Annotated in this window: 28 protein-coding genes; 17 read left to right on the top strand and 11 right to left on the bottom strand. The window is 72.0% G+C overall.

Annotated features, from left to right (window positions below):
* Positions 1–2 precede the first annotated feature (2 nt).
* On the bottom strand, positions 3–620 hold the full coding sequence (locus IRX98_RS08870) for a response regulator transcription factor (protein ID WP_224275940.1): 618 nt from the start codon (positions 618–620) through the stop codon (positions 3–5).
* Positions 621–830: 210 nt separating this feature from the next.
* Between IRX98_RS08870 and IRX98_RS08865 the strand changes: the two genes are divergently transcribed.
* From IRX98_RS08865 to IRX98_RS08845, 5 genes are all read left to right on the top strand, one after another.
* The gene (locus tag IRX98_RS08865) at positions 831–1,133 is read left to right on the top strand and encodes a metal-sensitive transcriptional regulator (protein WP_224275938.1); all 303 of its coding nucleotides are present in this window, start codon (positions 831–833) and stop codon (positions 1,131–1,133) included.
* 29 nt (positions 1,134–1,162) lie between these two features.
* Positions 1,163–1,366, top strand: coding sequence for a heavy-metal-associated domain-containing protein (locus IRX98_RS08860; protein ID WP_224275936.1), 204 nt, complete (start codon positions 1,163–1,165; stop codon positions 1,364–1,366).
* Between the two features lie 22 nt (positions 1,367–1,388).
* Positions 1,389–2,330 carry a DUF8832 domain-containing protein gene (locus IRX98_RS08855; protein WP_224275934.1) on the top strand — a complete coding sequence of 314 codons (942 nt, stop codon included), beginning with the start codon at positions 1,389–1,391 and terminating at the stop codon, positions 2,328–2,330.
* Positions 2,320–4,551: a heavy metal translocating P-type ATPase gene (locus IRX98_RS08850; protein WP_224275932.1), complete on the top strand. Its 2,232-nt coding sequence runs from the start codon at positions 2,320–2,322 to the stop codon at positions 4,549–4,551. The genes IRX98_RS08855 and IRX98_RS08850 overlap by 11 nt, the downstream gene beginning before the upstream one ends.
* Before the next feature lie 77 nt (positions 4,552–4,628).
* Positions 4,629–5,336 carry an EcsC family protein gene (locus tag IRX98_RS08845; RefSeq protein WP_224275930.1) on the top strand — a complete coding sequence of 236 codons (708 nt, stop codon included), beginning with the start codon at positions 4,629–4,631 and terminating at the stop codon, positions 5,334–5,336.
* Here the strand turns inward: IRX98_RS08845 and IRX98_RS08840 are convergent.
* The 3 genes from IRX98_RS08840 to IRX98_RS08830 are packed head-to-tail and all read right to left on the bottom strand — an operon-like array spanning position 5,329 to position 8,053.
* The gene (locus IRX98_RS08840) at positions 5,329–6,681 is read right to left on the bottom strand and encodes a CotH kinase family protein (protein WP_224275928.1); all 1,353 of its coding nucleotides are present in this window, start codon (positions 6,679–6,681) and stop codon (positions 5,329–5,331) included. The two genes, IRX98_RS08845 and IRX98_RS08840, sit on opposite strands and share 8 nt — an antisense overlap.
* On the bottom strand, positions 6,678–7,457 hold the full coding sequence (locus IRX98_RS08835; protein WP_224275927.1) for a VTC domain-containing protein: 780 nt from the start codon (positions 7,455–7,457) through the stop codon (positions 6,678–6,680). Before IRX98_RS08835 ends, IRX98_RS08840 begins: the two co-directional genes overlap by 4 nt.
* Positions 7,454–8,053: a DUF4956 domain-containing protein gene (locus IRX98_RS08830; RefSeq protein WP_224275925.1), complete on the bottom strand. Its 600-nt coding sequence runs from the start codon at positions 8,051–8,053 to the stop codon at positions 7,454–7,456. Before IRX98_RS08830 ends, IRX98_RS08835 begins: the two co-directional genes overlap by 4 nt.
* Positions 8,054–8,152: 99 nt before the next feature.
* On the opposite strand from IRX98_RS08830, the gene IRX98_RS08825 reads away from it, so the two are divergent.
* Genes IRX98_RS08825 through IRX98_RS08815 form a run of 3 tightly spaced genes read left to right on the top strand, consistent with a single transcriptional unit; the run spans position 8,153 to position 9,232 of the window.
* On the top strand, positions 8,153–8,512 hold the full coding sequence (locus IRX98_RS08825) for a hypothetical protein (RefSeq protein ID WP_224275922.1): 360 nt from the start codon (positions 8,153–8,155) through the stop codon (positions 8,510–8,512).
* Positions 8,509–8,901 (top strand): hypothetical protein, encoded by a 393-nt coding sequence (locus tag IRX98_RS08820; RefSeq protein WP_224275920.1) that lies wholly within the window; start codon positions 8,509–8,511, stop codon positions 8,899–8,901. Before IRX98_RS08825 ends, IRX98_RS08820 begins: the two co-directional genes overlap by 4 nt.
* Before the next feature lie 28 nt (positions 8,902–8,929).
* Positions 8,930–9,232, top strand: a complete 303-nt coding sequence (locus IRX98_RS08815) for a hypothetical protein (protein ID WP_224275918.1) — start codon at positions 8,930–8,932, stop codon at positions 9,230–9,232.
* Here IRX98_RS08815 and IRX98_RS08810 read toward each other — a convergent pair whose 3' ends face one another.
* Together IRX98_RS08810 and IRX98_RS08805 are read right to left on the bottom strand one after the other, a co-directional pair.
* Positions 9,233–10,138 carry a haloalkane dehalogenase gene (locus IRX98_RS08810; RefSeq protein ID WP_224275916.1) on the bottom strand — a complete coding sequence of 302 codons (906 nt, stop codon included), beginning with the start codon at positions 10,136–10,138 and terminating at the stop codon, positions 9,233–9,235.
* A 5-nt stretch (positions 10,139–10,143) separates the two neighbouring features.
* Positions 10,144–10,536 carry a DUF1622 domain-containing protein gene (locus IRX98_RS08805; protein WP_224275914.1) on the bottom strand — a complete coding sequence of 131 codons (393 nt, stop codon included), beginning with the start codon at positions 10,534–10,536 and terminating at the stop codon, positions 10,144–10,146.
* Between the two features lie 149 nt (positions 10,537–10,685).
* Between IRX98_RS08805 and IRX98_RS08800 the strand changes: the two genes are divergently transcribed.
* Complete coding sequence (locus IRX98_RS08800; protein WP_224275912.1) at positions 10,686–11,894, top strand: hypothetical protein; 1,209 nt, start codon at positions 10,686–10,688, stop codon at positions 11,892–11,894.
* 80 nt (positions 11,895–11,974) lie between these two features.
* Here IRX98_RS08800 and IRX98_RS08795 read toward each other — a convergent pair whose 3' ends face one another.
* Both IRX98_RS08795 and IRX98_RS08790 read right to left on the bottom strand, forming a co-directional pair.
* On the bottom strand, positions 11,975–13,198 hold the full coding sequence (locus tag IRX98_RS08795) for an HNH endonuclease signature motif containing protein (protein ID WP_224275910.1): 1,224 nt from the start codon (positions 13,196–13,198) through the stop codon (positions 11,975–11,977).
* A gap of 245 nt (positions 13,199–13,443) precedes the next feature.
* Positions 13,444–14,634 carry a RimK family alpha-L-glutamate ligase gene (locus tag IRX98_RS08790; protein ID WP_224275908.1) on the bottom strand — a complete coding sequence of 397 codons (1,191 nt, stop codon included), beginning with the start codon at positions 14,632–14,634 and terminating at the stop codon, positions 13,444–13,446.
* 55 nt (positions 14,635–14,689) lie between these two features.
* Between IRX98_RS08790 and IRX98_RS08785 the strand changes: the two genes are divergently transcribed.
* On the top strand, positions 14,690–15,178 hold the full coding sequence (locus IRX98_RS08785) for an ATP-dependent zinc protease family protein (RefSeq protein ID WP_224275906.1): 489 nt from the start codon (positions 14,690–14,692) through the stop codon (positions 15,176–15,178).
* 26 nt (positions 15,179–15,204) lie between these two features.
* Here the strand turns inward: IRX98_RS08785 and IRX98_RS08780 are convergent, their stop codons facing one another.
* Both IRX98_RS08780 and IRX98_RS08775 read right to left on the bottom strand, forming a co-directional pair.
* Positions 15,205–15,993, bottom strand: a complete 789-nt coding sequence (locus IRX98_RS08780) for a DUF3626 domain-containing protein (RefSeq protein WP_224275904.1) — start codon at positions 15,991–15,993, stop codon at positions 15,205–15,207.
* Between the two features lie 179 nt (positions 15,994–16,172).
* Positions 16,173–17,492 carry a hypothetical protein gene (locus tag IRX98_RS08775; RefSeq protein ID WP_224275902.1) on the bottom strand — a complete coding sequence of 440 codons (1,320 nt, stop codon included), beginning with the start codon at positions 17,490–17,492 and terminating at the stop codon, positions 16,173–16,175.
* Positions 17,493–17,637: 145 nt separating this feature from the next.
* On the opposite strand from IRX98_RS08775, the gene IRX98_RS08770 reads away from it, so the two are divergent.
* From IRX98_RS08770 to IRX98_RS08745, 6 genes are all read left to right on the top strand, one after another.
* Positions 17,638–19,155, top strand: coding sequence for a carbohydrate-binding domain-containing protein (locus tag IRX98_RS08770; RefSeq protein WP_224275900.1), 1,518 nt, complete (start codon positions 17,638–17,640; stop codon positions 19,153–19,155).
* A 46-nt stretch (positions 19,156–19,201) separates the two neighbouring features.
* A complete protein-coding gene (locus IRX98_RS08765; protein WP_224275898.1) occupies positions 19,202–19,546 on the top strand; it encodes a hypothetical protein in 345 nt (114 codons plus the stop codon).
* A 120-nt stretch (positions 19,547–19,666) separates the two neighbouring features.
* The gene (locus IRX98_RS08760; protein ID WP_224275897.1) at positions 19,667–20,614 is read left to right on the top strand and encodes a succinylglutamate desuccinylase/aspartoacylase family protein; all 948 of its coding nucleotides are present in this window, start codon (positions 19,667–19,669) and stop codon (positions 20,612–20,614) included.
* A gap of 20 nt (positions 20,615–20,634) precedes the next feature.
* Positions 20,635–21,852, top strand: coding sequence for a cysteine desulfurase-like protein (locus IRX98_RS08755; RefSeq protein WP_224275895.1), 1,218 nt, complete (start codon positions 20,635–20,637; stop codon positions 21,850–21,852).
* Between the two features lie 38 nt (positions 21,853–21,890).
* Positions 21,891–22,235, top strand: a complete 345-nt coding sequence (locus IRX98_RS08750) for a PadR family transcriptional regulator (protein WP_224275893.1) — start codon at positions 21,891–21,893, stop codon at positions 22,233–22,235.
* A complete protein-coding gene (locus tag IRX98_RS08745) occupies positions 22,228–23,259 on the top strand; it encodes a hypothetical protein (protein WP_224275891.1) in 1,032 nt (343 codons plus the stop codon). Before IRX98_RS08750 ends, IRX98_RS08745 begins: the two co-directional genes overlap by 8 nt.
* Here the strand turns inward: IRX98_RS08745 and IRX98_RS08740 are convergent.
* Complete coding sequence (locus IRX98_RS08740) at positions 23,256–23,489, bottom strand: hypothetical protein (RefSeq protein ID WP_224275889.1); 234 nt, start codon at positions 23,487–23,489, stop codon at positions 23,256–23,258. The genes IRX98_RS08745 and IRX98_RS08740 overlap by 4 nt on opposite strands.
* 187 nt (positions 23,490–23,676) lie before the next feature.
* Between IRX98_RS08740 and IRX98_RS08735 the strand changes: the two genes are divergently transcribed.
* Positions 23,677–24,717, top strand: coding sequence for a DNA polymerase IV (locus tag IRX98_RS08735; RefSeq protein ID WP_224275875.1), 1,041 nt, complete (start codon positions 23,677–23,679; stop codon positions 24,715–24,717).

The raw sequence follows: 24,717 nt of genomic DNA, 5'->3' as shown, positions 1-24,717 counted from the left end.
GCTCAGACCTTCTCGAGCACGTCCGCGCGCACGCCGTGGTTGACGGCCCACAGGACGGCCTGGCTGCGGCTCTGCACGCCGGTCTTGCGGTAGGCGCTGCGGATGTAGGACTTCACCGAGTTGAGCGAGATCCGCATCTCCTGGGCGATCTCGTCGTTGCTGCGGCCGGTGGCGATGAGGCCGAGGGTCTCGCGCTCGCGGGTCGTCAGGATGTCGGCCTCGCTCGGCACCCGGTTCCCGCCCCCGGCGTGGCCGCCCAGCGGCGGGGCGACGACCGCCTCGCCGAGGTGGATCGCGCGCAGCGCGCGCCCGAGCTGGATCGCGGTGAGGCTCTTGCCGAGGTAGCCGGAGACGCCGTCGCTGAGCACGTCGTCGACCAGGCCCGGGTGGTGGTTCCAGGTGAAGACCGCGACGCGCCTGATGAAGGGGTCGGCGACGGCCCGGGAGAGCGTGGTGTCGTCGAGCGGGGTGCCGAAGGTCTCGATCAGCGCGATGTCGATCGGGGCGCGCATCCGGTCCTTGAAGCTGCCGAGCTCGAAGCCGCCCAGCGTGCGGAGCATGCTCTCCAGACCCCGGCGGACGAGCTCGTCGCCGCCGAGGAGGCCAACGCGGATGATCATGGAGAGTCCTGACAGTGGGTGAGGAGGACCGCACGTCCGTGCGACCTCGACGCCCCCCAGACCGTCCCGGCCACTGTAGGTGTGCCTGATCGGTCGGAGCGCCAGCCGAGCGTGAGACCCGCGTGAGTCCGCGCCGAAATACACCCCCACGGGTGAACGGCAGGACTCACGACGCTTGTCTTTTATACCCCCTAGGGGTATATTCGAGACATGAGCGAGCAGCACGGCCACCTCGAGGGCAACGACGCAGCAGTCCATGCCCACCTCAAGCGGCTGCGCCGCATCGAGGGACAGGTCCGCGGGATCCAGCGCATGGTGGAGGAGGAGAAGTACTGCATCGACATCCTCACCCAGGTCTCCGCCGCGACCAAGGCGCTGCAGGCGCTCGCGCTCTCGCTGCTCGACGACCACATGGCCCACTGCCTCGTCGACGCCGCCCGCCAGGGCGGGGCCGAGCAGGAGCAGAAGCTCAAGGAGGCCTCCGAGGCCATCGCACGCCTCGTGAAGTCCTGAGCCCCCACCACCGACACGGGAGACACCACATGACCACCGAGACCTACACCGTCACCGGCATGACCTGCGGCCACTGCGCCGCCTCGGTCACCGAGGAGATCTCCGAGCTCGAGGGCGTCGAGACCGTCGACGTCGTCGTCGAGACCGGAGCCGTCACCGTCACCAGCACCGCCCCCCTCGACCACGCCGCCGTCCAGGCAGCCGTCGAGGAAGCCGGCTACGTGCTGGCGTGACCGCGCCCCGCGAGGAGAAGTGATGAGTACGCCGCTGCGCGTGGCCGCCTTCGTCACCGCCCTGGCCGTCGCCTTCGCGGTGGCCTGGGGCGGGGGCCGGCTGGCCGGACCGGTCGAGGCCGAACCGGTCGCCCACGAGGGCACGGCCGACCACGGCGAGACTGCCGCGGCCGACCACGTGGGTCACGAGGGCCCTACGGCCGTCGCCGACGTCGGCGGGCTGACCGCCCGCGCCGACGGCTTCACCCTCGACCTCGCCGAGCGCACGCTGCCCGCCGGGACCACCCGGCTGGACTTCCGCGTGCTCACCTCCAGCGGCCGGCCGCTGCTCGACTACACCCGCGAGCACGAGAAGGACCTCCACCTCATCGTCATACGCCGTGACCTGACGGGCTTCCAGCACGTGCACCCGCGGCTCGACGCCGCCACCGGCACCTGGTCGGTGGACGTACGCCTGACGCCGGGCGTGTGGCGCGTCGTCGCCGACTTCACGCCTGAGGGCTGGGACGGCCTCACCCTGGCCGACGACGTCGCCGTGTCCGGAGACTTCACGCCCGAGGACCTTCCTGCCGACACCCGCACGGCGGAGCTGGAGACCGACGAGGGCACCTACACCGTCTCCCTCGAGGGCGACACCGCTCCGGGCGCCGACACCGTGCTGACCACGAGCATTGAGCTCAACGGGGAGCCCGTCACCGACCTCGAGCCCTACCTCGGTGCCTTCGGCCACCTCGTCGCGATCCGTTCGGGCGACCTTGGCTACCTCCACGTGCACCCCGAGGAGGGCGCGCCCGGTCCGGGGATCGACTTCGCGACCGCGTTCCCGACCCCGGGGACGTACCGCCTCTTCCTCGACTTCCAGCACCGCGGCACCGTCCGCACCGCCGCCTTCACCGTCGAGGCGTCCGGCGTGCCCGGCAGCACCACCACCGATCATGGGGAGGAGGGCGGCCATGACCACTGAGTCGACCACCGAGCCGCTCGCCGACGTCGAGCTGGCCATCACCGGCATGACCTGCGCGTCGTGCGCCAACCGCATCGAGCGCAAGCTCAACAAGCTCGATGGCGTCACCGCGACCGTCAACTACGCCACCGAGAAGGCGAAGGTCTCCTACCCCGGCTCCGTCTCCACCGACGACCTGCTGCGGACCGTCGAGGCCGCGGGCTACGCCGCCGCGCTGCCGACCCCGCCCGACGCCCCCGCCGAGGACGCCGCTCCCGAGCGCGACCCGCTGCTCCAGCGGCTGCTGGTCAGCACCGCGCTCAGCGTCCCGGTGATCGCGATGGCGATGGTGCCGGCGCTGCAGCTCACCTACTGGCAATGGGCCTCGCTCGCCCTGGCCGCGCCCGTCGTCGTGTGGGGCGCGCTGCCCTTCCACCGCGCCGCGTGGACCAACCTGCGCCACGGCGCGACCACCATGGACACCCTCGTGTCGGTCGGCGTGCTCGCGGCCTTCGGCTGGTCGCTGTGGGCGCTCTTCCTCGGCACCGCCGGGGAGCCGGGGATGACGCACCCCTTCCGGATCTCGATCGACCGGACCGACGGCGCGTCCAACATCTACCTCGAGGCCGCCGCCGGCGTGACCACCTTCATCCTCGCCGGGCGCTGGCTCGAGCACCGCTCGAAGCGGCAGTCGGGTGCGGCACTGCGGGCGCTGATGGAGCTCGGCGCGCGTGACGTCGCGGTGCTGAGGGACGGTCGCGAGGTGCGGATCCCGACCGACCAGTTGGTCGTCGGCGACGAGTTCGTCGTACGCCCCGGCGAGAAGGTCGCCACCGACGGCGAGGTCGTCGAGGGCAGCTCCGCGATCGACGCCTCGATGCTCACCGGAGAGTCGGTGCCCGTCGAGGTCGGCCCCGGCGACACCGTGGTCGGCGCGTGCCTGAACGCCGGCGGGCGGATCGTCGTGCGCGCCACCCGCGTCGGCGCCGACACCCAGCTCGCCCAGATGGCGCGCCTGGTCGAGGACGCGCAGAACGGCAAGGCCGAGGTGCAGCGCCTCGCCGACCGGATCTCCGGCGTCTTCGTGCCCATCGTCATCGGCCTGGCCGTGGCAACGCTCGGCTTCTGGCTCGGCAGCGGGGCGGGGGCCACGGCGGCCTTCACCGCCGCGGTCGCGGTGCTGATCATCGCCTGCCCGTGCGCGCTCGGCCTGGCCACGCCGACGGCGCTCATGGTCGGCACCGGCCGCGGCGCCCAGCTGGGCATCCTGATCAAGGGCCCCGAGGTGCTGGAGTCGACCCGCCGCGTCGACACCATCGTGCTCGACAAGACCGGCACCGTGACCACGGGCGCGATGACCGTCCACGAGGTGGTGGCCGCCGAGGGCGAGTCCGCGGACGACGTACGCCGCCTCGCCGCCGCGCTCGAGTCGGCGTCCGAGCACCCGGTCGGCCGGGCCATCGCGGCCTCGGTCGAGTCCCCTGGACCGGTGGAGGACTTCGCCAACCGCGAGGGCCTCGGCGTCCAGGGCGTCGTCGAGGGCCACGCGGTGGTCGTCGGCCGCCCGCGGCTGCTCGAGGAGTGGTCGCAGCACCTGCCGCCGTCGCTCGTCGACGCGGTCAGTGCGGCGCAGGCCCAGGGGCGTACGCCCGTCGCGGTCGGCTGGGACGGCCGTGCGCGTGGCGTCATCGTCGTCGGCGACACGGTCAAGCCCACCTCCGCCGAGGCCGTGGCCAGGCTGCGCGAGCTCGGGCTGACGCCCGTGCTGCTCACCGGCGACAACGAGGCCGCCGCCCGCCACGTCGCCGCCCAGGTCGGCATCGACGAGGTCATCGCCGACGTGCTGCCGGCCGACAAGGTGGCCGAGGTGCAGCGGCTCCAGGCGTCCGGTGCGGTCGTCGCGATGGTCGGCGACGGCGTCAACGACGCGGCCGCGCTCGCCCAGGCCGACCTCGGGCTCGCGATGGGCACCGGCACCGACGTGGCGATCGAGGCCAGCGACCTGACCCTCGTGCGCGGCGACCTCCTGGTCGCGGTCGACGCGATCCGGCTCTCGCGCCGCACGCTGGGGACCATCAAGGGCAACCTGTTCTGGGCCTTCGCCTACAACGTCGCCGCCCTGCCGCTGGCCGCCGCCGGGCTGCTCAACCCGATGCTCGCCGGAGCGGCGATGGCCTTCTCGAGCGTCTTCGTGGTGACCAACAGCCTGCGGCTGCGGGGCTTCCGGTCGTCGATCGCCTGAGGCTTGGGCTTCCGCTCGGCAGAGCGCAGGCTCCACGGGGTGTGCCCGCGCGACCGGGTGGTCCCTACTCTCTGCGCATGGGACTCAAGGACCTCCTCACCCCGGGCAGCGACGAGACGAAGAAGACCCGCGCCGCGCTCGACGCCGCCGACGACCCGCGCCCCGACCCGGGCGCCATCGACCGCCTCGTCGAGATGCTCATCGACGTCGGGCTCGAGGGCCGCGGCCCGATCGACCCGGTCCGCGAGGTGGCCGACCGCGCGCTGACCAAGGCCGGCGGGGACCGCGAGAAGGCGATCGCCGCCGTGGCCCGATCGACGACGTTCTTCGGTGCGGTCGGCGGCTTCGCCACCGGGCTGGGTGGCTTCGTCACGATGCCGGTCTCGCTGCCGGTCAACGTCGCCGAGTTCTACCTCCAGGCCGTCCGGATGGTTGGCACCGTCGCGACGCTGCGGGGGTACGACATCTCCGAGCCGCGCGTGCGCACCGCGGTGCTGCTCACCCTCGTCGGCTCGGACTCCGACGAGGTGCTGAAGAAGGCGGGGATGCAGAGCGCCGGGAGCCGCGTGACGGCGTACGCCCTCAAGGGCCTGCCGCCCGCGGCGCTGATGGTCGTCAACAAGGCGGTCGGCTTCCGGCTCATGCGCGGGGTGAGCGAGAAGGTGCTCGCCCGCTTCGGCCGCGGCATCCCGTTCGCCGGCGGCCTGGTCGGTGGCGGCATCGACGGCTACATGATGAAGAAGATCGCCGACCACGCGATGAAGGAGTTCCCGGCCGTCAGCTGATGACGGCCCGGATGGCGTCGGCCTCCTCCTCGACCGTCGCTGCGTCGACGAGGTCGCCGGCCTGCTCGGTGAGCACGGCGACCCACCGGTCGAGGACCTGCTCGGCGTAGCCGCTGTCGTAGAGCTCCTCGACCAGGTCGGCCTTGGCCTGCTCGACGAGGTCGGCCCACTCCTCCAAGGCGGTGAAGCGCTCGACGAGGACGTTGGACCCGCCGCGCATCCCGCCGGGACCGCCCTCCGGCATCCCCTCGGGACGCTCGCCCTCGGGCATCCCCTCTGGCATCCCCTCCGGGAAGTCGGACGGGAGGTCCGACGGGAGATCGGTCGGCATCCCCTCCGGCCGCTCGCCGCCCTCGGGGACGCCGCCGCCCGGGAAGCCACCGCCTCCCGGCGAGGTGCCGAAGGCGAGGTTGTGGTCCCACGCGACGACGGTGAAGCCGCCGGTGGTGGCGTCGTAGCGGAGGTAGGCGTTGTTGCCGGGGCCGTCGATGTCGTCGAAGTTCTCCACGACCTCCTCGAAGGCGAGGTAGCGCGCGAAGGCCTGCGCGTCGAGGCGCTCGGGCAGCTCGGCGGCGAAGTCCTCGTCGGTGCTGTTGTTGATGAAGTCGAGGAACTCGATCAGCGGCGTCAGGTCGTCGTCGCCGGTCTCCTGGTCGAAGACGTCGGTGTAGGCGTCCGGGTCGTTGCCGCGCCACGACCAGTCGCCGCCGGCCTCGGCCTTGTAGAGCAGGCCGGGCGTGGAGAAGTTCTCCTCCTCCCACCGCTCGTCGAGGTGCTGCACGACCAGCCGGAGCCGCGCGTCGGCGCCGTTGACGCTGAACGATGTCGCGACCGCGTGCTCGCTCGCCAGCCCCGCCTCGGCGAGCAGGTCGAGCGCCAGCGCCTCGTTGAGCGCGGTCTTGGAGGCGTTGGACCGGACGACGAGCTCGGTCCATCCGTCGATTGAATTGCCGTCAATGAACTTGTCGAGCCGGATCAGCCACGGCAGGTCGGTCGGCTCGGCGTCGGCGCTCACGCTGCGCAGCGACGAGTTGCCCTTGAGCCGCAGCCCGGCGCGCTCGACGACCTCGCCGTCGATCGTCACGGTGGCCTCGATCCACTCCTTCTCGTCCGTCTCCTCATACGTCGCGATCATCGCGGCATAGGCCTCCTCGTCGACCTCGACGGAGATGTCGTGGACCGTGGTGGCGTCCCAGATGCCGGTGCCGGCAGCGACCTCCTCGGCCGCGGAGGTGACGCCGGTGGTCGCGGTGCCGGGCGCGTCCGGCGTACTCGTCGCGCAGCCGCCCAGAGCGAGCGACGCGAGCGCGGCCAGGACGACCGGGCGCCTGCGGAAGCGGTTCATGCGAGGACTCCTGTGTCGAGGGTGAGGTGGGCGGCGAGGTGCCGCGAGGTGACGCGGTGCCAGCGATTGAGCTGGAGGTCGGGGGTCAGCAGCGCCAGCCCGGTGCCGTACTTCGAGATCCGCACCGGACGGTGCCCGAGCTCCCACAGCCGCCGGTCGAGCGGTCCGGGGCCGACGGAGGCCGACTTGGTCTCCACGACGAGCACGTCGCCGACCTCGGCGCTGCCGTGGCCGGAGACCCAGCGCAGCTCGCGGTCGACGGTGGCCCGTCCCGCGCCGGCCCCGACCAGGAGCGTCGTACGCCGATAGGTGGTGCGCAGCGTCGGCACGAGGGACTGCGGGTCCAGCCCGTGTACGTCGGCCTCGCGCAGGCGGTCGCGGACCCAGCTGTCGGCGGAAGCGGGGACCTCGAGCGGGTTGCTGCCCGGGTGGAGCATCCGCTCCTTGACTGTCGCGCCGCGACGGCCGCGGGTCTTGACCTCGAGCCAGCACTCGCCGGTGTCGGCGTAGAGACGGGTGCGCACCTTCCAGCGCCGCCGGCGCCGGTGGGCCGAGGCGGTCCAGCTGTCGAGCCCGACCGTGTCGAGGTAGGTCGACTCGTAGTGCGAGGACCGCCGCCCGTCGATGGTGAGCACCCGCAGGCCGGGCATCCCGGTGACGAGGGCGTCGAGGTCGCCGGCCGGGACGACGTACTTCCGGTCCACGCGGGTGAGCAGCTCGGCCTCGGCGTTGAGGTCGGTGAGGCTGACCGGCGGCAGGATGTCGACGGCACTCATCGGGTCAGGGCCGGGGCGTCGTGGCGCTCGGCGCGCGGCAGGGCGGGGCGCGGGGCGGCGGCGTAGTGGACCTCGACGGTCGTGGTGTCGTTGACCAGGTCCACGCGCACCGGGGTGACCCGCGTGACGCGGGCGTCGAGGAGCAGCTCGAGGCGCTCGACGAGGGTCTGCTCGTCGGTGATCGCGGAGTCGAGGACGACCACCTGGCGCAGGCCGGTGCTGTGCAGGAGCCGGCTGTCGGCGACGGCGAGGACGAGGACGAGCCCGGCCATCAGCGAGATCGAGAGCACGAGGTCCGCGGTGCCGAGGCCGCCGATGAGGCCGATGGCGAGGGCGGCGAAGTAGTAGGCGATCTCGTGCTGGCCGAGCTCGTCGGAGCGCAGCCGGATGATGGAGAGGACACCGAAGAGGCCGAGCCCCAGGCCGATGGTCGCGGCGCTGCTCGACAGCACGATCGTCACCGCGAGCACGCCGACGTTGACGGCGATGAAGGCGGTGACGAGGTCGGCGCGGCGGTGGCGGGGGTAGTAGACGGCCATGGCCAGGACGAGGACCGCGACGACGTCGACCGCGGCGAGCAGGTAGGTGGGGTTCATGCTGCGAGGCTCGCGGCCGCACCTGTCGACGACCTGCCACGAGTCTGTGCCAGCCCTGTGAAGTCCCGCCGCTGGAACGCTCTGGGACAATCTGACCTCGTGGACAGCCCCTTCCCCTCCGTCGTGCTCGTCGCCTCGCTGATCTTCGCCGCGGTGGTGCTGGTCTACGTCGTGCTCGACCGCACGCCCGACTGGGGCCTGCTCGGCGCCGCGGGCTTCATCGAGGGCCTGACGCTGGTCCTGCTCGTCGTCGCCGGCATCCAGGTCGGCGGGGTCGACCTGAGCGGCGGTGCGCTCGTCACCTTCTTCGGCTACCTCGTCGCCGGGCTGGTCCTGCTGCCCGCCGGCTTCGTCTGGTCGCTCGCCGAGCGCAGCCGCGGCGCCACCGCCGTGCTGATGGTCGCCGGGCTCGCCCAGGCCTTCGTGATCCTGCGCGCCATGCAGGTCTGGCCCTCGTGAGCTCGACCAGCTCGGGCGCCGGTCGCGTCCTCGTCGCGGTCTACGGCGTCTTCGCCCTCGCCGCGACCGCCCGCTCGCTCGTGCAGCTCTTCACCAAGGCCGACGAGGCACCCCTGGCGTACGCCCTCTCCGCGCTCGCCGCCGTCGTCTACATCGCCGCGACCCTCGGCCTCGCCGAGGTCGGCCCCTCGCCGCGCCGCCTCGCCTGGGCGGCCGTCGTCTTCGAGCTCGTCGGCGTGCTGACCGTCGGCACGCTCACCGTCCTCGACCCGGAGCTCTTCCCCGACGCGACCGTGTGGTCGGCGTACGGCGCGGGCTACGGCTGGCTGCCGCTGGTGCTGCCGTTCGCGGGGATCGCGTGGTTGTGGCACACGCGCCGGAGCGCATGAGGAGAGACCGCCGGGGGCACCAGAGTCCATGAGCACTCCGGACGAGCAGACGCCCAAGCCCGACACCGACGAGCGGCGCGGTACGCCGAACTCGTCGGGCCCCGAGGGAGCAGCGGGCGGGATGGGCTCGAGCAGCGAGCGCGTCGGGCACACCGGTCCCGGCCAGGTGAGCACGGACGGGCTGCGCGACACCAGCGTGCTGCCCACGCCGGACGACGCACCGCCGGAGCAGAGCGCGGGCGGCGAGGAGCCTCAGCCGGACGGGATCGACCCGAAGGCGGGCTACCCCAGCAAGGACCCCCGCAACGATGACAAGCCGTACGACGCGTGATCAGCCCAGCATGAAGTCGGCGACCACGCGGCCGAGCTCGGCGCCGGCGTCCTCCTGGAGGAAGTGACCGGCGTCGGCGATGGTCGGGTGGTCGAGCCCGCGCGTGCCGGGGATCAGCTTGCGCAGGACGGGCGCCATCGCCCCCGTGATCGAATCGCTGTCGCTGAAGGCGACGAGGAACGGCAGCTCGCTGGTCGAGAGCACCTCCCAGGCTGCACGGTTGGCCGCGGTGGCGGGGTCGTCGGGCCGCGTCGGCACGAGGGTCGGCATGACCCGTACCCCAGCCTTGGCACGCTCCTCGGGGAACGGAGCGTCGTACGCCGCCCGGACGTCGTCGGCCATCGGCCGCGCGCAGCCGGCTGCGACGAGGCGGCCCACGTCGAGGGTCTCGGCACTCTCGACCGCGCGGCGGAACTGCCACCAGATCTCCGGCATGTCGAAGTCGCCCGTCGGCAGCCCGGTGTTGGCCGCGACCACGCGGGCGAAGCGGTCCTGGTGCTCGGCGACCAGCCGCAGGCCGATCAGCCCGCCCCAGTCCTGCCCGACCAGCGTCACGTCGCTCAGGTCGAGGTGGTCGAAGGCGAGTTCGCGCGTCCACTCGACCAGTCGGGCGAAGGAGTAGTCCTCAGCCGCGAGCGGCTTGTCGGAGCGACCAAATCCGACCAGGTCGGGCGCAACGCACCGGATCCCGCGGCTGGTGAGCACCTCGATCACGTGGCGATAGAGGAACGACCACGACGGCTCGCCGTGCAGCAGCAGCGCGACCGGCCCGTCCGCGGGTCCGGCGTCGACGTACGCCACCCGCAGGGTGCCGCCGTCGGGGTCGGCCACCTCGGCGTAGCTCGGCTCCCACGGGAAGTCGGGGAGGTGATCGAAAGCGCTGTCCTGGGTGCGGTAGACCTCCATGCGGGTCAGTCTGGCAGGGCCGCCGCGGACCGGTCACGCTCCGACGGCCGCCGCCGCCGCCACGGAAGCGTGCCTTCCAGCTCGACCTCGAGGGAGAAGCTGAGGAAGGTCCGGACGATCACAATCAGCCCGAGGGCGAGCGCGCTCTCCAGGGTGGTGTCGACGGTGATGGTCAGGACGATGTCCGCGATGATCAGCAGCTCCAGCCCGAGCAGGATCGCGCGTCCGACGCTGCGGCGGGCAGTTTCGTACGCCTTGGGCAGACCACCCTGTCGTGCCACCAGCGCTGCATGGACGAAGGCGCCAAGTGCTCCGACGACGAGCACGATCACGCCCGCGATCTCGAAGCCGTGCACGACGAGCTCCATCAGCTCGTCGAATCGTTCGTCAGTGATCATGGATCCACCTTCGCACCTACCCGAGGTGAGCTGGGCTCGTCATTGCTCGTGCGGGCAGTCCGTTCCCTGTTGACGCGCTCGTGACAACCTTTTCGGCCCCGGCACAGTCACATCAAGTCCGGCAGCACACACCTGGTTCTAGGGGAATCATGCGACTCACCACTCTTTCCGCCGCCGCGCTGCTTGGCGCTGCCCTGCTCGTACCGACAGGCACGGCCACCGCAGTGGGCGAGACGTGTGCGGGGCGACCGGCGACCATTGTCGGCACGCCAGGGGCTCAGATCGTTGGCACGGAAGGCGCTGACGTCATCGTCACCAACGGCGCGACGCGAGTCGACGCGCTCGGCGGTGATGATCTCGTGTGCGCCGCGGGCGAGGGCGGCGTCGTCGCCATCCTAGGCGCGGGGGCCGACACGTTCGCCGACGAGAATGGCGGCTCGCATCAGGTCGTCGCCGGGACGTCGGACGGCACCGACACCGAGGCCGACGTCATCCACCTCGCCAAGTTCGGCAGGGTCACGTCCGGCATGGCAGGCCAGCCGAACGCCGACATCATCGACCTCTCCGAGACCGGCTACGTCCAGTGGAACGGCGTCCAGACCGCGCCGGGCGCGGTCACCGTGGGCAAGGGCGGCGGCCTGTTCCTTCGGTCCGCCTACAGCGCGCGTGTGGAGGCCAGCGGGTCCGTCACCGGGGCCGACACGGCGCTGACGTGGACCGGTCACTTCGACGAGTTCTCGTTCGCCACGGAGGCCGAGCTCGGGCTCCTCGAGTTCCGCGGCACCGATGCGGTTGAGCACCTCACGGTCGACGCCCCGGCGACGTTCAACCGCAACGTGCAGCTCGGCGGTGGGGACGACATCTACCGGACCAACGGCCTCGGCGGGGAGTTCTCGATGGTGAAGGGCAACAAGGGCGAGGACCGCCTGATGCTCGACGTTCCGGCCCTGCGGCTCAAGGCGGACCTGAGCCGTCGCGTGGACGACAAGAACAGCGGGGCCGTGACCGGCGTCCGCAACTTCGAGGACTACGTGGTGTCCGCCAAGACGGCGAGGATCCGCGGGACCGACCGCGGCGAGCGGATCACGGTCGTGGCGTGCAAGGCGTGGGTGAACGCCGGACCGGGCAAGGACCTCATCATCGCTGAAGTCGAGTACGGCGACGGCGACGAGCTGGGCACCCCGAGGTGCGGCAGGTACCGCGCGGTCGTGAACGGCGGCCGGGGCCACGACACGATCAAGGGCAGCCCGGGGAACGACCGCCTGCTGGGCAACCATGGCCGCGACGCCACCGACGGCCGCGCCGGGCGCGACACCTGTGATGCCGAGCGCCGCGTGCGGTGCGAGCGTCGGATCTGACTGGCACGTCCTGGCGTTCGCGGCCAGGGACGGCGCAGACCCATGACCGCCGCTCCAAGGGCAGGATGAGCCCCCGCCCCCTACGTGCGCAACACAAAGCTGACCGTGTTGTCGGCGTGGACTGTCATCGCGTAGCGGGAGTCGTGGGCCAACCGGTGGTGTCTTGGGCACAGGAGCCGGCCGTTGGCGAGGTCGGTGAGCCCGCCCCGCGACCAGGGGTCGTCGTGGTGGGCGTGACACCCGGAGGCCGACGTCTCGCAGCCCTTCGCGGTGCAGCCGCCGTCACGCAGGCCGAGCGCGATGCGCTGGGACTTGGTGAAGAGCCGTGCCGCACGTCCCATGTCCAGCGGCACGGACTTCGAGTCCAGCACGACCGGGATGATCCCGGCCTCGCACGCCAGACGTCGCGCCTGGCCCGCGGACATCCGCGACCCGTCGTCCAGCAGCGCAGTCGCGTGAGCGCCCAGCAGCTGCTCGATCGTCATCGTCACCACCACCGTGGCGTTCACCCCTGCGGTCTGCGGGGTCGCGTCGACCGGGTAGCGCTCGACGTACTCCACCAAGGCCTCCCCCAGACGCCGGCGCAGCGGCTTCCACTCGCCTGACTCGTCGCGCAGCTCGTCCTCGGTATGGCGGGCCGGGTTGGCCAGCGCCAGCAGGTGCCGCTTCAACATCGCACCCACGTGCGAGGGCACCACGAAGGTCCCGCGGCAGCGGCCCTCGCCGTCGTCGGACATGGTGAGGTCGGCCTGGGCCGCAGCGCGGAGCTCCTCCGCCTCGAGCACGGCAGCCTCGTGGCACTCGCCCACCTCGGGAGCGACCACGTCGAGGATGCGCTTGCCGATCTGCTTCAGCTCACGCGCGTCGTGCTGCAGCGCGAGCCCGAGGAGCACGCTCTCCGCCTGCTCACGGACGTCCCCCGAGACATGGGACGGCAGGACGTCGACCGCCTCAGCGATCACCCGCGCCTGCTCCGAGCGCAATGCACCCGACGTCAGCGCCGTCGCTACCCACGGGTGCTCCTCGAGCGCCCGTCCCAGCGCCAGGTCGCGGCGCGTCTCGCGCCGGGTCGTCCTGGTCTCGACCGCCAGCCACGCCGCCGCGTCGCGCAGCCCGTGCGCGTCAGCCACGTCATCGGACGCGCCCAGCACCCGCGCGAGCAGCGCATCCAGCCGCGAACGGACCTCGGTGAGCCCGACCAGTGCCGACTGCTTCTCCGCCACCGACATGAAGGCCGGCTCCACCGACGCCACACCCTTCAGCGCAGCACCGAGGTCGTCGGCACACTCGATGATCGGATGCACGGGGCCATCTCCTCGACGCACGTCACGGACACCCACCCGGTCCGGGTGGGGCGGTGAGGCGTACTGGCCCATGCGCCACGGTCGCCATCCGAGAGCCGCACCAACGGCATCCCGCCAGCACCAGGACGGGTTCTATGGATGACTGTCCCGACCCCGGGATCCTCGTCGCCTCTGACGGGATCCGTTCCGGATCGGCGTGCTACTCACCATCGTACGCCTGTTCGAATACAGGCGCAAGGGACTACCTACGCATTCGCCGGCGGCAGGTTCTTCTTCAGCAGCCGCTTCACCCGCCGCTGCTTGCGGTCCGGGATCATCGAGCGCATCTCCTCGAGCTTGCCGAAGCACAGCAGCCGGTCCTCGCCCTCGAGCACCGTCTTGTTGCGGGGGTTCGGGATGACCTGGGTGCCGCGGTGCAGGGTCAGCACGGTGATGTCGCGCTCGTCGAGGCCGGACTCGCCGAGCTTCTTGCCGACCATGTCGGAGCCGCCGTGGACCACGATCTCGGCCACGCCGTAGCCGGTCGAGACGGTCAGGCGCTGGCGTACGTCGATGTCGGGGAAGGCGACCTGGTTGTCGATGTAGTCGATGATCGCGCCGGCGACGTCGAGCTTGGTCGCGGCCTCGATGCCCTCCAGGCCAGGTGAGGAGTTCACCTCCATCACCTGCGGGCCGTTGCGGCCCTCGAGCATGTCGACACCGGCGACGCGCAGGCCCATGATCTGCGCCGAGCGCACCGCCACGCGCTCGAACTCCTCGTCGAGCTCGACGGGCTCGACGCTGCCGCCGCGGTGCACGTTGGAGCGGAACTCGTCGCCCTGCGCCACGCGCCGCATCGCCGCCACGACGCGGTCGCCGACGACGAGGGCGCGGATGTCGCGACCCTTGCTCTCCTTGACGAAGCGCTGGATCAGCACGTTCTGCCGGGTGCTCTGCAGCGTCTCGATGATCGCCTCGGCGACCTTGATCGTCGGCGCCAGGATCACGCCGATGCCCTGGGTGCCCTCGAGCAGCTTGATCACCACGGGTGCACCGCCGACGCGCTCGATCGCGGGGATCACGTCGGCGCGGTCCTGCACGAAGGTCGTCGCCGGCATCGGGATCTTGTGGCGCGACAGGATCTGCGTGGCGCGCAGCTTGTCGCGGCTGTTGGCGATGCCGTAGGACGTGTTGGGCGTGTAGACGTCCATCTGCTCGAACTGGCGCACGACGGCGGTGCCGAAGTAGGTGATCGAGTTGCCGATGCGCGGCAGGCACGCGTCGTACGTCGACAGCTGCTTGCCGCGGAACAGCAGGTCGGGCTCCTCCCCCGTCAGGTCGATGCCGAAGCGCAGCGTGTTGAGCACCTTGACGTCGTGGCCGCGCTCGAGGGCTGCGGTCCGCAGGCGCTGGGTGCTGTAGGAGCGCGGCGCACGGGAGAGGATGGCGAGCTTCACGGGCGCCATACAAGCACGTCGCCACCCACGCAGGACCACCTGCCAAGATGGCCCGGTGCCGAGCGACCCCCAGCAGCCCGTGACTGAGAAGGTCGTCGTCGGCTGGCGCGAGTGGGTCGCGCTGCCGCAGGCCGACGTCGACTGGGTGAAGGCCAAGATCGACACCGGCGCGCGCTCGTCGTCGATCCACGCCTTCGGCCTCGAGGCCTATGAGCAGGACGGCGCCGAGTGGGTGCGCTTCTCGATCCACCCGTGGCAGCGCTCCGACGAGGACCACGTCGAGCTCAGCCTGCCGGTGCTCGACCGGCGCGAGGTGCGCAGCAGCAACGGCCTCACCGAGCAGAGGTACGCCGTCGCGATGGACGTACGCCTCGCCGGTCGCACCATCACCACCGTCATGACGCTGAGCAACCGCGACGAGATGGGGTTCCGGATGCTGATCGGGCGCGAGGCGCTCGAGCGCGGCTTCCTCGTCGACTCGGCGCTGTCCTACGCCGGCGGGAGGCCGAAGCGCGCCGTGCGCCGGAAGAACTGGGGCAAGTAGCCCTAGCGACAGCTCATGGCCCTGACTCAGGGCTCAACGGCTTCCCCGAGCGCAGCGACGCAGTGCCACACCTTCTTCAGGTCCTGTGGATCCTCGGATCCCGCCAGCGCTGCCTGTCCGACGACGGCCGCGTCCAGGACGCCAGCGACCGCCACGCGACGTCCGACCTCGACGATGCGGGGCCCGCGGAAGTCGGGGCGACCTGCGAGGTCCTCGACGAGCAGCCGGCGTCCCTCGTGCCACTCGACCGCCACGCCCAGTGCCTGTGCCTGCTCTTCGATCGTCGTGTGCCGGAAGGACGGGTCCAGGACCACAGCCTCGACGTCCTCGGACAGCTCCACGGTGCCGTGGACGTGCGCCTCGACGTAGTCGTCGAGGACGCCGCCTTCGGCAGGACCGAGCTCGCCTGCGCGCAAGCGGGCGTCGAAGCTCTCGACCAGGGACAGCAGGTCGAACCGGTCCGCGGTTCCCATGGACGTGGGCTCGAACACCGAGTCGGGGTAGCAGAACGTGCTGCGATCCAACACGGCTTCGGTCAGTCGAAGATGGGCCGACCCGAACCGCGGTGCAGCGCCGATCCGCCGCCGGCGGTGGTTGAGCGCCCCGTACTTCGGACGCTCGGACACCGGAGCGTCGTCGTAGGCACGGCCGAAGATGCGCTGCTCCCACAGCCAGCGATCGCCACCCGGGTGAGCGGTGAGACCGCCGTTGCTCGTGCCGGTCTCGAACTGCGACCGGTAGGCACCATCGCGGGCCAGGCACTCCAACACGGTCGCTGCGCCCACCCTGCGGTCGGGGTGGAAGTTCAGGGTCACGCGCAGCGAACGGTCAAGGGCTCCGCCCGAGGACGAGTCCGCCACGTGCGCGGTGGCGCGACTCGCCCATACGCTCGTTCGGCTCGTCACCCAGCAGATGGTGCCAAGGACGACTCCCGGTGCCGTTTCCTGCGACGGCGACACGCCGCAAGCCGCCGGGCTCTCGGCTGGGAAGCCCGTCAGCGACGCTTGATCTCGCAGGACTTCAGCTTCTCGCCGCTGCAGGTGTCGCGGTTGGCGTTGCCGTTGATGGTGTCGCGGCCCTTGCCGCCGACCAGCAGGTCCTTGCCGCGGCTGCCGCCGATGGTGTCGCGACCACCGTCGCCGTAGATCTTGATCCGCGACTTCCGGGCGTCGCAGTCGAGCAGGTAGCCGTCCTCGCCGGTGCGGTAGGACGAGATGTCGTCCTTGCCGCCGCGGCCCCGCACGGTGGCCCGGCACGCGTAGAAGCGGATCTCGTCGGCGCGCTTCGTGCCGAGGATCTCCACGCGCTGGGCGCCCAGGCGCGAGGTCTCGAACCCGTCGAACCTGCCCTTCACGGTGCGCCCGTCCTGGCGCATCTCGAGCTTCCCGGAGGCGAGGTCGAGGTCGAGGCGGTCGCCGGCCCACAGGTCGATGTCGTCCTCGCCCGCGCCACCGGCGTACCTGCTCCCGGCGCCACCCGCACCGTCGGGCGACAGCACGGTGTCGTCGCCCGCCCCGAGGTCGTAGCGCTGCCGACCGTCGCCGTCGGTGAACGAGGTGTAGACGAACTCGTCGCGGTCGCTGCCGGTGACCTCGAGGGAGCGGGGGGCGACCGTGGCGAAGAGGGTGAAGGAGGTGAAGGGTCCGGTCCAGGCGAGGGTCTGGACACCGTCGGTGGTCATCGTCCCGGATGCCGCGTCGATCGAGACGTCGCCGGCGCCCAGGTCCGGCACGAGCGTGCTGTTCGGCCCCACGTCGAGGCGGGCTCCCGCGGCCATCGGACCCGACCAGAGGACCTCGCTGCCGATGCCACCGAGCACCAGCACGTCGGAGTTGGGCACCCCGCGCGCCCCGGACCGGACCTGGTCGCCGGCGTTGGTGGCGCTGCTACCCACTCCGGACGAGACGATGTCCTGCTCGTTGTCGACCGATCCGTCGCCGGTGACCACCTGGTCCCGGGCCGGGGACCCGGAGTAGGTGTCGCTGCCCGACCCGAGCACCGCCTCGATGTCGGCCAGGGTGAAGGTGCCGTCGACCACGTCGTCACCGGGACCCGTGTCCACCCTAACGCCGAGGCGTCGGCCGGGCTCGTCGGTCACGCACACGAGGTCGTCGCCGCCGAGGGTCTTCACGACGGTCGCGCCGTTGGTCACCACCACGTCGGGACCCTCGGTGCCAGTGAGGTCCTGCTGGAGGAACGTCCCCACGATCGTTGCCGGCTGCCCCTGGCAGGTCTCGGCAGCGGCGTACGCCGTGGGGCTGGTCAGGAGCGTGGCGGCGAGCAGCCCGGCGGCCATCAGCGGCAGCGGTCGCATGGGAAGTCCTTCGATCGGGTCCGAGTCGTGTCCGGGAGGAGACGCCCACCCTGCCCCAGAAGTTGTCGCAGCCGCTCGACGGCTCACAGGAACCGCACAAGGTCAGCCCACCTCCCCGACAGGCGGGCGCACCAGCATCGACGACATGCCCTCCTCCCGATCCCTCCGCACCCACGTCCGTCAGGCCCTCGCCGCCTCGCTGGCCACCGTCCTCCTCGCCGGCTGCGGCGCCTCCGTGGCCACCTCCACCTCGAGCTCGTCCTCCAGCTCGTCCTCGAGCACGTCGACCAGCGCGGTCGTGACGACCGACGCCACGACGGTCGAGGACGCCCTCGCCGACGACGTCGCGGTCGAGACCGGCGACACGGCGTACGACGAGGCCGACGCCACCGCCATCACGCTCTCCGGCACGAGCGCCGAGTCCGACAGTGACGCCGTCACCGTCGCGGACGGCACCGTCACCATCACCGCAGCCGGGACGTACGTCCTCTCCGGCGACCTCGACGGCCAGGTGGTCGTCGACAGCGCCGGCGACGGCGTCGTACGCCTCGTGCTCGACGACGCCACCATCACCTCGTCCACCACGGCGGCGATCAACGTGGTCGACGCGAAGTCCGTCGTGGTCGTGCTCGCCGACGGCAGCGACAACGCGCTCACCGATGCGACGACGTACGCCGACACGTCCGACGAGGCAGCCACCGGGGCGCTCTACTCCACCGCCGACCTCACCGTCGGCGGGACCGGGTCCCTCACGGTGACGGGGAACAGCAACAACGGCATCGTCGGCAAGGACGGCCTCGTCATCACCGGCGGCACCATCGACGTGACGTCGGTGGACGACGGCATCCTCGGCAAGGACTACCTCGTCCTCACCGACGGCACCGTCACCGTCGACTCCGTCGGCGACGCCTTCAAGTCCGACAACACCGAGGACGCCGGCTCGGGCTTCGTGCTCATCAAGGGTGGCGAGCTGACCGTCAGCACCGAGGACGACGGCATCAAGGGCGTCCAGGTGCTCGTGAGCGGCGGCACGATCGACGTCGCCGGGTCCAACGAGGCGATGGAGGGCTCGCTGATCATCGTCGACGACGGCGACATCGAGCTGCACTCGGCCGACGACGGCGTCAACGCCGCCTCCTCCGACGACAGCACCAGCACCGACGGGCAGCCCGGCGGCGAGATGGCGGCCGACGACTCCGTACGCCTCGTCGTCAACGGCGGCACCCTCGAGGTCTGGGCCAGCGGCGACGGCCTCGACTCCAACGGCAGCGCCACCATCACCGGCGGCGACATCACCGTCTACGGCCCCACCACCGACGGCAACGGCGCGCTCGACGTCAACGGCACCTTCGACGTCAGCGGCGGCACCCTGCTCGCTGCCGGCAGCGCCGGGATGATGGTCGCCCCGTCGACCGACTCGGCGCAGGCCTGGATCGCCACCGCCCTCAGCGGCACCGCAGCGGCCGGCTCGGAGGTCGCGGTGACCGACGCCGACGGCGCCGAGGTGGCGACGTACGCCCTCGCGAAGGACGCCGCCTCGATCGTCCTGTCCTCCGCCGAGCTCGAGAAGGGCGCGACCTACACCGTCTCCGTCGGCGGCACCGACACCACCGTCACCGCCGGCGAGGCACCTGCCGGCGGCCGCGGCCCGATGGGCCGCTGACCCGATGACCGACCACATCTCCACACCCACACCCGAAGGACACGACATGACCGAGAACCCCCAGCCCACCACCCGCACCTGGCGCGACCGCCTGCCGCGTCGCCTCCCCTCCGGCCGCAAGGCCGTCGCCGCGGGAGCCGTCGTCGCCGCCCTCGCGCTGGGCGGGGCGGGCTTCGGGGCCGGGTACGCCGTCGCGGACAGCGGCTCGTCCGACACCGCCACCACCCAGACCACCGACGTCTGGGGCGACCGCGGCTTCCCCGGCGACGGCGCCGGCCGCGGGCCGATGGGTGAGGTGCCGGGTGGAGGGATGGGTGATCAGGCGCCCGACCTCGACGGCGACGGCCAGCCGGACACCGACTCCTCGGACTCCAGCTCGCAGAACAGCTGACCGCCCCGCAGAACCGGCCCGCTCCGGCCCCTCCGTCCCCCGGGAGGTGGCCGGGGCGGGTCTTCTGCGCGACTAGGCTGGACCCGTGACGACCGCCGCCGCCCCGACGAGTGCCGGCTAGTGGCGCGCGAGTCCTTCGCCATCGGCGGCATCCGCGTACGCGCCGGCACGATGCGCTCCCTCGAGCTCCCGATCACCCGGCTGGTGACGGGGGCCGACGTCGACCTGCCGGTCCGCGTGGTGCACGGCCGCGAGGACGGGCCGAGCGTGTGGATCGACGCGGCCATCCACGGCGACGAGGTCGCCGGCGTGGAGATCGTCCGCCAGGTGATGGCCGGGCTCGACCCCAAGGCCTTCCGCGGGACGCTGGTCGCGGTGCCGATCGTCAACGTGCTCGGCTTCATGACCGGTGACCGCTACCTGCCCGACCGCCGCGACCTCAACCGGTCGTTCCCCGGCTCCGCCCGCGGCTCGCTCGCCGGCCGCATCGCCTACCTCTTCATGAAGGAGATCGTCGCCGGCTGCGAGGTCGGCATCGACCTCCACACCGGCTCGGACCGCCGCAGCAACCTGCCGCAGGTCCGCGCCGACCTCGACGACCCCGGCACCCGCGACCTGGCCGCCGCCTTCGGCGCCCCGGTGATGCTGCACGCCAAGATCCGCGACGGCTCGCTGCGCCACGCCGCGCGCGAGCAGGGCGCGAAGGTGCTGCTCTACGAGGGTGGGGAGAACCTCCGCTTCGACTCCTACGCCGTCGACGCCGGCGTGATCGGCGTACGCCGCGTGCTGGCCGCGCTCGGCATGACCGAGCCGGTCGTCGAACCGGCCGTCGAGCCCAGCCTGGAGTGCCGCTCCAGCGGCTGGGTCCGCGCGCGGCGCACCGGCATCCTGCACCTCGACGTCGCGCTCGGGCAGAAGGTCAGCGACGGCGAGCGGCTCGGCACGCTCTTCGACTCCTTCGGCAAGACCCTGCGCGCGGTCTACGCCAACCGCGACGGCATCGTCATCGGCCGCACCGAGGCCCCCCTGGTGAACTCCGGCGACGCCGTGGTGCACATCGCCAGCTGAGCGTCTGGTTGGCTCGACGCATGTCGTCCGACACTGCGCCCTTCGATGTGGCTGCCTTCCGCGCCCACTTCCCGTCCCTCGACTCGGGGATCGCGCACTTCGACAACCCCGGCGGCACGCAGACCCCCGCCGTGGTCGGCGAGGCGATCGCTCGCGCGATGACCGGCCCGATGTCGCAGCGCGGCGCCGCGACGGTGAGCCAGCGCAACGCCGAGGCCGCGGTGGCCGGCTTCCGCTCGGCCGTGGCCGACCTCGTCGGCGGCGAGCCCGGCGGCGTGGTCCACGGTCGCAGCGCCACCGCACTGACGTACGACTTCTCCCGCACGCTGGCGCGCAGCTGGTCGGCGGGCGACGAGGTCGTCGTCTCCGAGCTCGACCACGACTCCAACGTGCGGCCGTGGATCCAGGCCGCCGAGCGCGCCGGCGCGACCGTGAGGTGGCTGCGGCTGGTGCCGGAGACCGGCGAGCTCGACCTCTCCACGCTCGACGTCATCGGCGAGCGAACGCGGCTGGTCGCGCTGACCGCCGCGTCCAACCTGCTCGGCACCCGCCCGCCCGTCGAGGCCGTGGCGCGGCGCGCGCACGAGGTCGGCGCGCTGGTCCACGTCGACGCGGTCCACCACACCGCCCACGCGGCGCCGGACCTGCGCGCGATGGGCGCCGACTTCCTGGTGTGCTCGCCCTACAAGTTCTTCGGGCCGCACTGCGGCGCGCTCGTCGCCGACCCGGACCTGCTGGAGACACTGCGGCCCGACAAGCTCCTGCCGTCGACCGACGCCGTGCCGGAGCGCTTCGAGCTCGGCACCCTGCCCTACGAGCTGCTCGCCGGCGTGAGCGCCGCGGTCGACCTGCTCGCCTCGCTGGCCCCCGACGGTGGCTCGCGTCGGTCCCGCCTCGTCGCGGCCGCGGCCCTGGTCGCCGACCACGAGGCGCGCCTGCGCACCCGCATCGAGGATGGTCTTGCGGACCTCGGCGACCGCCTCGAGCTGCACTCCCGCGCGGCCGACCGCACCTCGACGCTCTTCGTCACGCTGCGCGACCGGCTGCCCGTCGACGCCTACGAGTTCCTCGCCGAGCGCGACGTGCTGGTGCCGGCCGGCACCTTCTACGCCCACGAGACCTTCCGCGCGCTGGGCCTCCCTGTCGACTCGGGCCTGCGGATCGGGCTCGCGGCCTACAACGACGACAGTGACGTCGACCGGCTGCTGGCGAGGCTCGGGGAGTTCCTCTCCTCCTGACTCGTCGTTGTATCTAGGTATGTGATGTACTTAGATACATGACCGACCCAGCCCGCTGGCCGACCCCATGGGTCCGTGCCGCCCTCGACCTCGCCGTCCTGGCGAGCCTCGTCGAGGGCCGGCTCCACGGCTACGCCATCGCCCAGGCACTCGCCGAGCACGGCTTCGGCCTGCTCAAGGGCGGCTCCCTCTACCCGGTGCTCAACCGGCTGGAGGAGGCCGGCGACGTCGAGGCCGCCTGGACCGAGGGTCAGGGCGGGCCCGGGCGCCGGGAGTACGAGCTGACCGCGACCGGCCGCGACCGGCTGGAGCGCGACCTGGGGTCGTGGCGGGAGCTGGGCGAGACGTTGACGACGATGAGCAGGGGGACTACGCATGGCTGAGGAGACGCCGATCCCGGCGACGGTGGACGCCTACGAGCAGGCGCGCGGAGAGGAACTCGACGGCCGGTGGGCCTTCGCCGTGTCCTGGCGGCTGCTGATGAAGGAAGTCGACGCCAGGCTCGTCGACGAGGGCCTGCGCGAGGCGCTCGAGCTGGTCCGCGAGACCGGCGAGTCGCCGGAGGAGCTGTTCGGGTCGCCGGGCGTCTACGCGGCAGAGCTGTTCGAGAAGTGGCGCTCCGAGGGTCGCCTCAACCCCGCGGCCGTCAAGGTCCCGGCGGCGCGGAGCCTCATCGCCTCGAGCCTGAAGGCCAGCGGCTGGATCGCCTTCATCATGTTCGTCCTGGAGCTCGTCGGCGGTCGGGACCTGCAGGTGGGGATCTTCGCGCTGCCCCTCGTGCTGGGCTTCGCGACTATCGGCGGAGTCGCGTTCTGGGAGTGGGCCTCACGCGCGTGGGCCACCGCCCTCGTCGTGTCGGCAATGACCGCAGCGACGGTGGGGATCGCCGCGACGACCGTCGTCGTCCTCGAGGCCACCTCGGGGACGTCACTCGGCGCGCTCACGCCCTGGCTGCTCCTGCTGGAAGCGGCGGTGCTCTGGTCAGCCGGGACCGTGGTGCTGATCCTGGTGACCGCCAAGACGTTCGGCGAGGTGCAGGACGACCCGGACGACGAGCAGTGGGTGCGCCGCTTCTCGGGGGTCCTGCGCGGTGCGGCGTGGCAGTCCGACGCCCGGGTGCGCGAGATCGTGAGGGAGGCGCGCAGCCACGCCGCCGAGTCCGGCCGGACGCTGGCGGAGGAGTTCGGCCCGCCGGACTCGTACGCCATGACGTACGGCGTGGACGTGCGGCGTCGTACGACGCTGAAGATCGCCTTCTATGCCGTCCTCGTCGCTCTCAACCTCGTGCCGATGGTCGACGGCTTCTCGTGGGCCACCACCGCGGTGGCGCTCTTCTTCACCTGGCAGGCGTGGAAGGAGTACCGGACGTACGACAGGTCCCGGTCCCGCGCCCAGGTCGCGAGCTAGCACTCCCGGACCTGCTCCGCGACCTCGTCGGACTCCGGCCCGTCCTCGTGGACGCCGGAGTCGACGTCGTCGGTGGCGACCGTGTCGCCGACGGTGGCGTTGCCCCCGGGCTGGGCGTCGAGCGCCCGCTGCCGGTCCTCGTCGCTGACCCGCTCGCCCGCGGCGGGGAAGGCCGACTCCTCCGGGTGCGAGGCGTAGGGGTCCGGGTCGGTGGAGTGGTCGCTGCTCATGCCTCGACCGTACGCCGCCGGCGCCGACGTCGGCCCGCCCGCAGAGGTGTGACCGGCCCCGGGCGCAGACGCGCAGACGTTGGTCCGCCCGGCGGGGCGTGCCCACGCTGGCGGACACGCCTCCCGACGACCAATGCCTGCGCGTCTCCCCCTGCCGGCTGTCGCACCCGGCGGCCATGATGACCATGTGACCCACTGGGTGCTCCACGTCGACATGGACCAGTTCCTCGTCGCGGTCGAGCTGCTGCGCCGACCCGAGCTGGTCGGCCTCCCCGTCGTGGTCGGCGGGCGGGGCGACCCGACCGAACGCGCGGTGGTGTCCACGGCGTCGTACGAAGCACGTGCGCACGGCGTACGCAGCGGGCTCGCGCTCAAGCTCGCCAAGCGGCGCTGCCCGGACGCGGTCTTCCTGCCGGTCGACTTCCCCGTCTACGAGGCCGCCTCGGCGCGGGTGATGGAGACCCTGCGCGCGACGCCCGGCGCGGTGGTGGAGGTGCTCGGCTGGGACGAGGCCTTCGTCGGCCTCGAGACCGACGATCCGCTCGCAGCCGCCCGAGCGATCCAGGCAGCGGTGCTCGAGGCCACCGACCTGCACTGCTCGGTCGGGATCGGCGACACCCTCGTGCGGGCCAAGATCGCGACGGACTTCGGCAAGCCGCAGGGCACCTTCCGGCTCACCCGCGACAACTGGATGGAGGTCATGGGCGAGCGTCCGACGACAGCGCTGTGGGGCGTCGGCGCGAAGATCGGCGCCCGGCTGGAGACGATCGGCATCCGCACGGTGGCCGACCTCGCCGCCGCCGACACCGATGCGCTCGTCGCCGCCTTCGGCCCCGCGAGCGGCGCCCACCTCGGCCGGCTCGGACGTGGTGGAGGCCGCGACCGGCCCGACGACACACCGTGGGTGGCGCGGGCCCACGGCCGCGAGACGACCTACCAGGCCGACCTCGTCACGCCCGACGAGGTGCGCGCCGCCCTGGCCAAGCTCGCCACGCGGGTCGTCGACGACGTACGCAAGGAGGGCCGCGCCGTGCAGCGGGTGCACCTCAAGGTCCGCTTCGCGCCCTTCTTCACCTTCACCAAGGTGCGCAAGCTCCCGGAGCCGACCAACGACGCCGACGTCATCGCCGCGACGGCGTACGCCCTCTACCTCGCGCTCGACGACCAGCGGCCGGTCCGGCTGCTCGGGGTGCGAGGGGAGATGGTGGCGCCGGAGGGCGGCTACTGA

The sequence above is a fragment of the Nocardioides lacusdianchii genome, from assembly GCF_020102855.1.
Taxonomy (GTDB): Bacteria; Actinomycetota; Actinomycetes; order Propionibacteriales; family Nocardioidaceae; genus Nocardioides; species Nocardioides lacusdianchii.
This window is presented reverse-complemented; position numbering and strand designations above follow the sequence as displayed.

What these genes read in the sequence shown, in the direction of transcription:
- IRX98_RS08840 (WP_224275928.1), bottom strand. Translation starts at nt 6,681, where the DNA reads ATGAACCGCTTCCGCAGGCGCCCGGTCGTCCTGGCCGCGCTCGCGTCG.
- IRX98_RS08810 (WP_224275916.1), bottom strand. Translation starts at nt 10,138, where the DNA reads ATGGAGGTCTACCGCACCCAGGACAGCGCTTTCGATCACCTCCCCGAC.
- IRX98_RS08755 (WP_224275895.1), top strand. Translation starts at nt 20,635, where the DNA reads ATGTCGTCCGACACTGCGCCCTTCGATGTGGCTGCCTTCCGCGCCCAC.
- IRX98_RS08835 (WP_224275927.1), bottom strand. Translation starts at nt 7,457, where the DNA reads ATGAGTGCCGTCGACATCCTGCCGCCGGTCAGCCTCACCGACCTCAAC.
- IRX98_RS08855 (WP_224275934.1), top strand. Translation starts at nt 1,389, where the DNA reads ATGAGTACGCCGCTGCGCGTGGCCGCCTTCGTCACCGCCCTGGCCGTC.
- IRX98_RS08770 (WP_224275900.1), top strand. Translation starts at nt 17,638, where the DNA reads ATGCCCTCCTCCCGATCCCTCCGCACCCACGTCCGTCAGGCCCTCGCC.
- IRX98_RS08870 (WP_224275940.1), bottom strand. Translation starts at nt 620, where the DNA reads ATGATCATCCGCGTTGGCCTCCTCGGCGGCGACGAGCTCGTCCGCCGG.
- IRX98_RS08745 (WP_224275891.1), top strand. Translation starts at nt 22,228, where the DNA reads ATGGCTGAGGAGACGCCGATCCCGGCGACGGTGGACGCCTACGAGCAG.
- IRX98_RS08845 (WP_224275930.1), top strand. Translation starts at nt 4,629, where the DNA reads ATGGGACTCAAGGACCTCCTCACCCCGGGCAGCGACGAGACGAAGAAG.
- IRX98_RS08850 (WP_224275932.1), top strand. Translation starts at nt 2,320, where the DNA reads ATGACCACTGAGTCGACCACCGAGCCGCTCGCCGACGTCGAGCTGGCC.
- IRX98_RS08860 (WP_224275936.1), top strand. Translation starts at nt 1,163, where the DNA reads ATGACCACCGAGACCTACACCGTCACCGGCATGACCTGCGGCCACTGC.
- IRX98_RS08775 (WP_224275902.1), bottom strand. Translation starts at nt 17,492, where the DNA reads ATGCGACCGCTGCCGCTGATGGCCGCCGGGCTGCTCGCCGCCACGCTC.
- IRX98_RS08805 (WP_224275914.1), bottom strand. Translation starts at nt 10,536, where the DNA reads ATGATCACTGACGAACGATTCGACGAGCTGATGGAGCTCGTCGTGCAC.
- IRX98_RS08765 (WP_224275898.1), top strand. Translation starts at nt 19,202, where the DNA reads ATGACCGAGAACCCCCAGCCCACCACCCGCACCTGGCGCGACCGCCTG.
- IRX98_RS08750 (WP_224275893.1), top strand. Translation starts at nt 21,891, where the DNA reads ATGACCGACCCAGCCCGCTGGCCGACCCCATGGGTCCGTGCCGCCCTC.
- IRX98_RS08830 (WP_224275925.1), bottom strand. Translation starts at nt 8,053, where the DNA reads ATGAACCCCACCTACCTGCTCGCCGCGGTCGACGTCGTCGCGGTCCTC.
- IRX98_RS08865 (WP_224275938.1), top strand. Translation starts at nt 831, where the DNA reads ATGAGCGAGCAGCACGGCCACCTCGAGGGCAACGACGCAGCAGTCCAT.
- IRX98_RS08800 (WP_224275912.1), top strand. Translation starts at nt 10,686, where the DNA reads ATGCGACTCACCACTCTTTCCGCCGCCGCGCTGCTTGGCGCTGCCCTG.
- IRX98_RS08740 (WP_224275889.1), bottom strand. Translation starts at nt 23,489, where the DNA reads ATGAGCAGCGACCACTCCACCGACCCGGACCCCTACGCCTCGCACCCG.
- IRX98_RS08815 (WP_224275918.1), top strand. Translation starts at nt 8,930, where the DNA reads ATGAGCACTCCGGACGAGCAGACGCCCAAGCCCGACACCGACGAGCGG.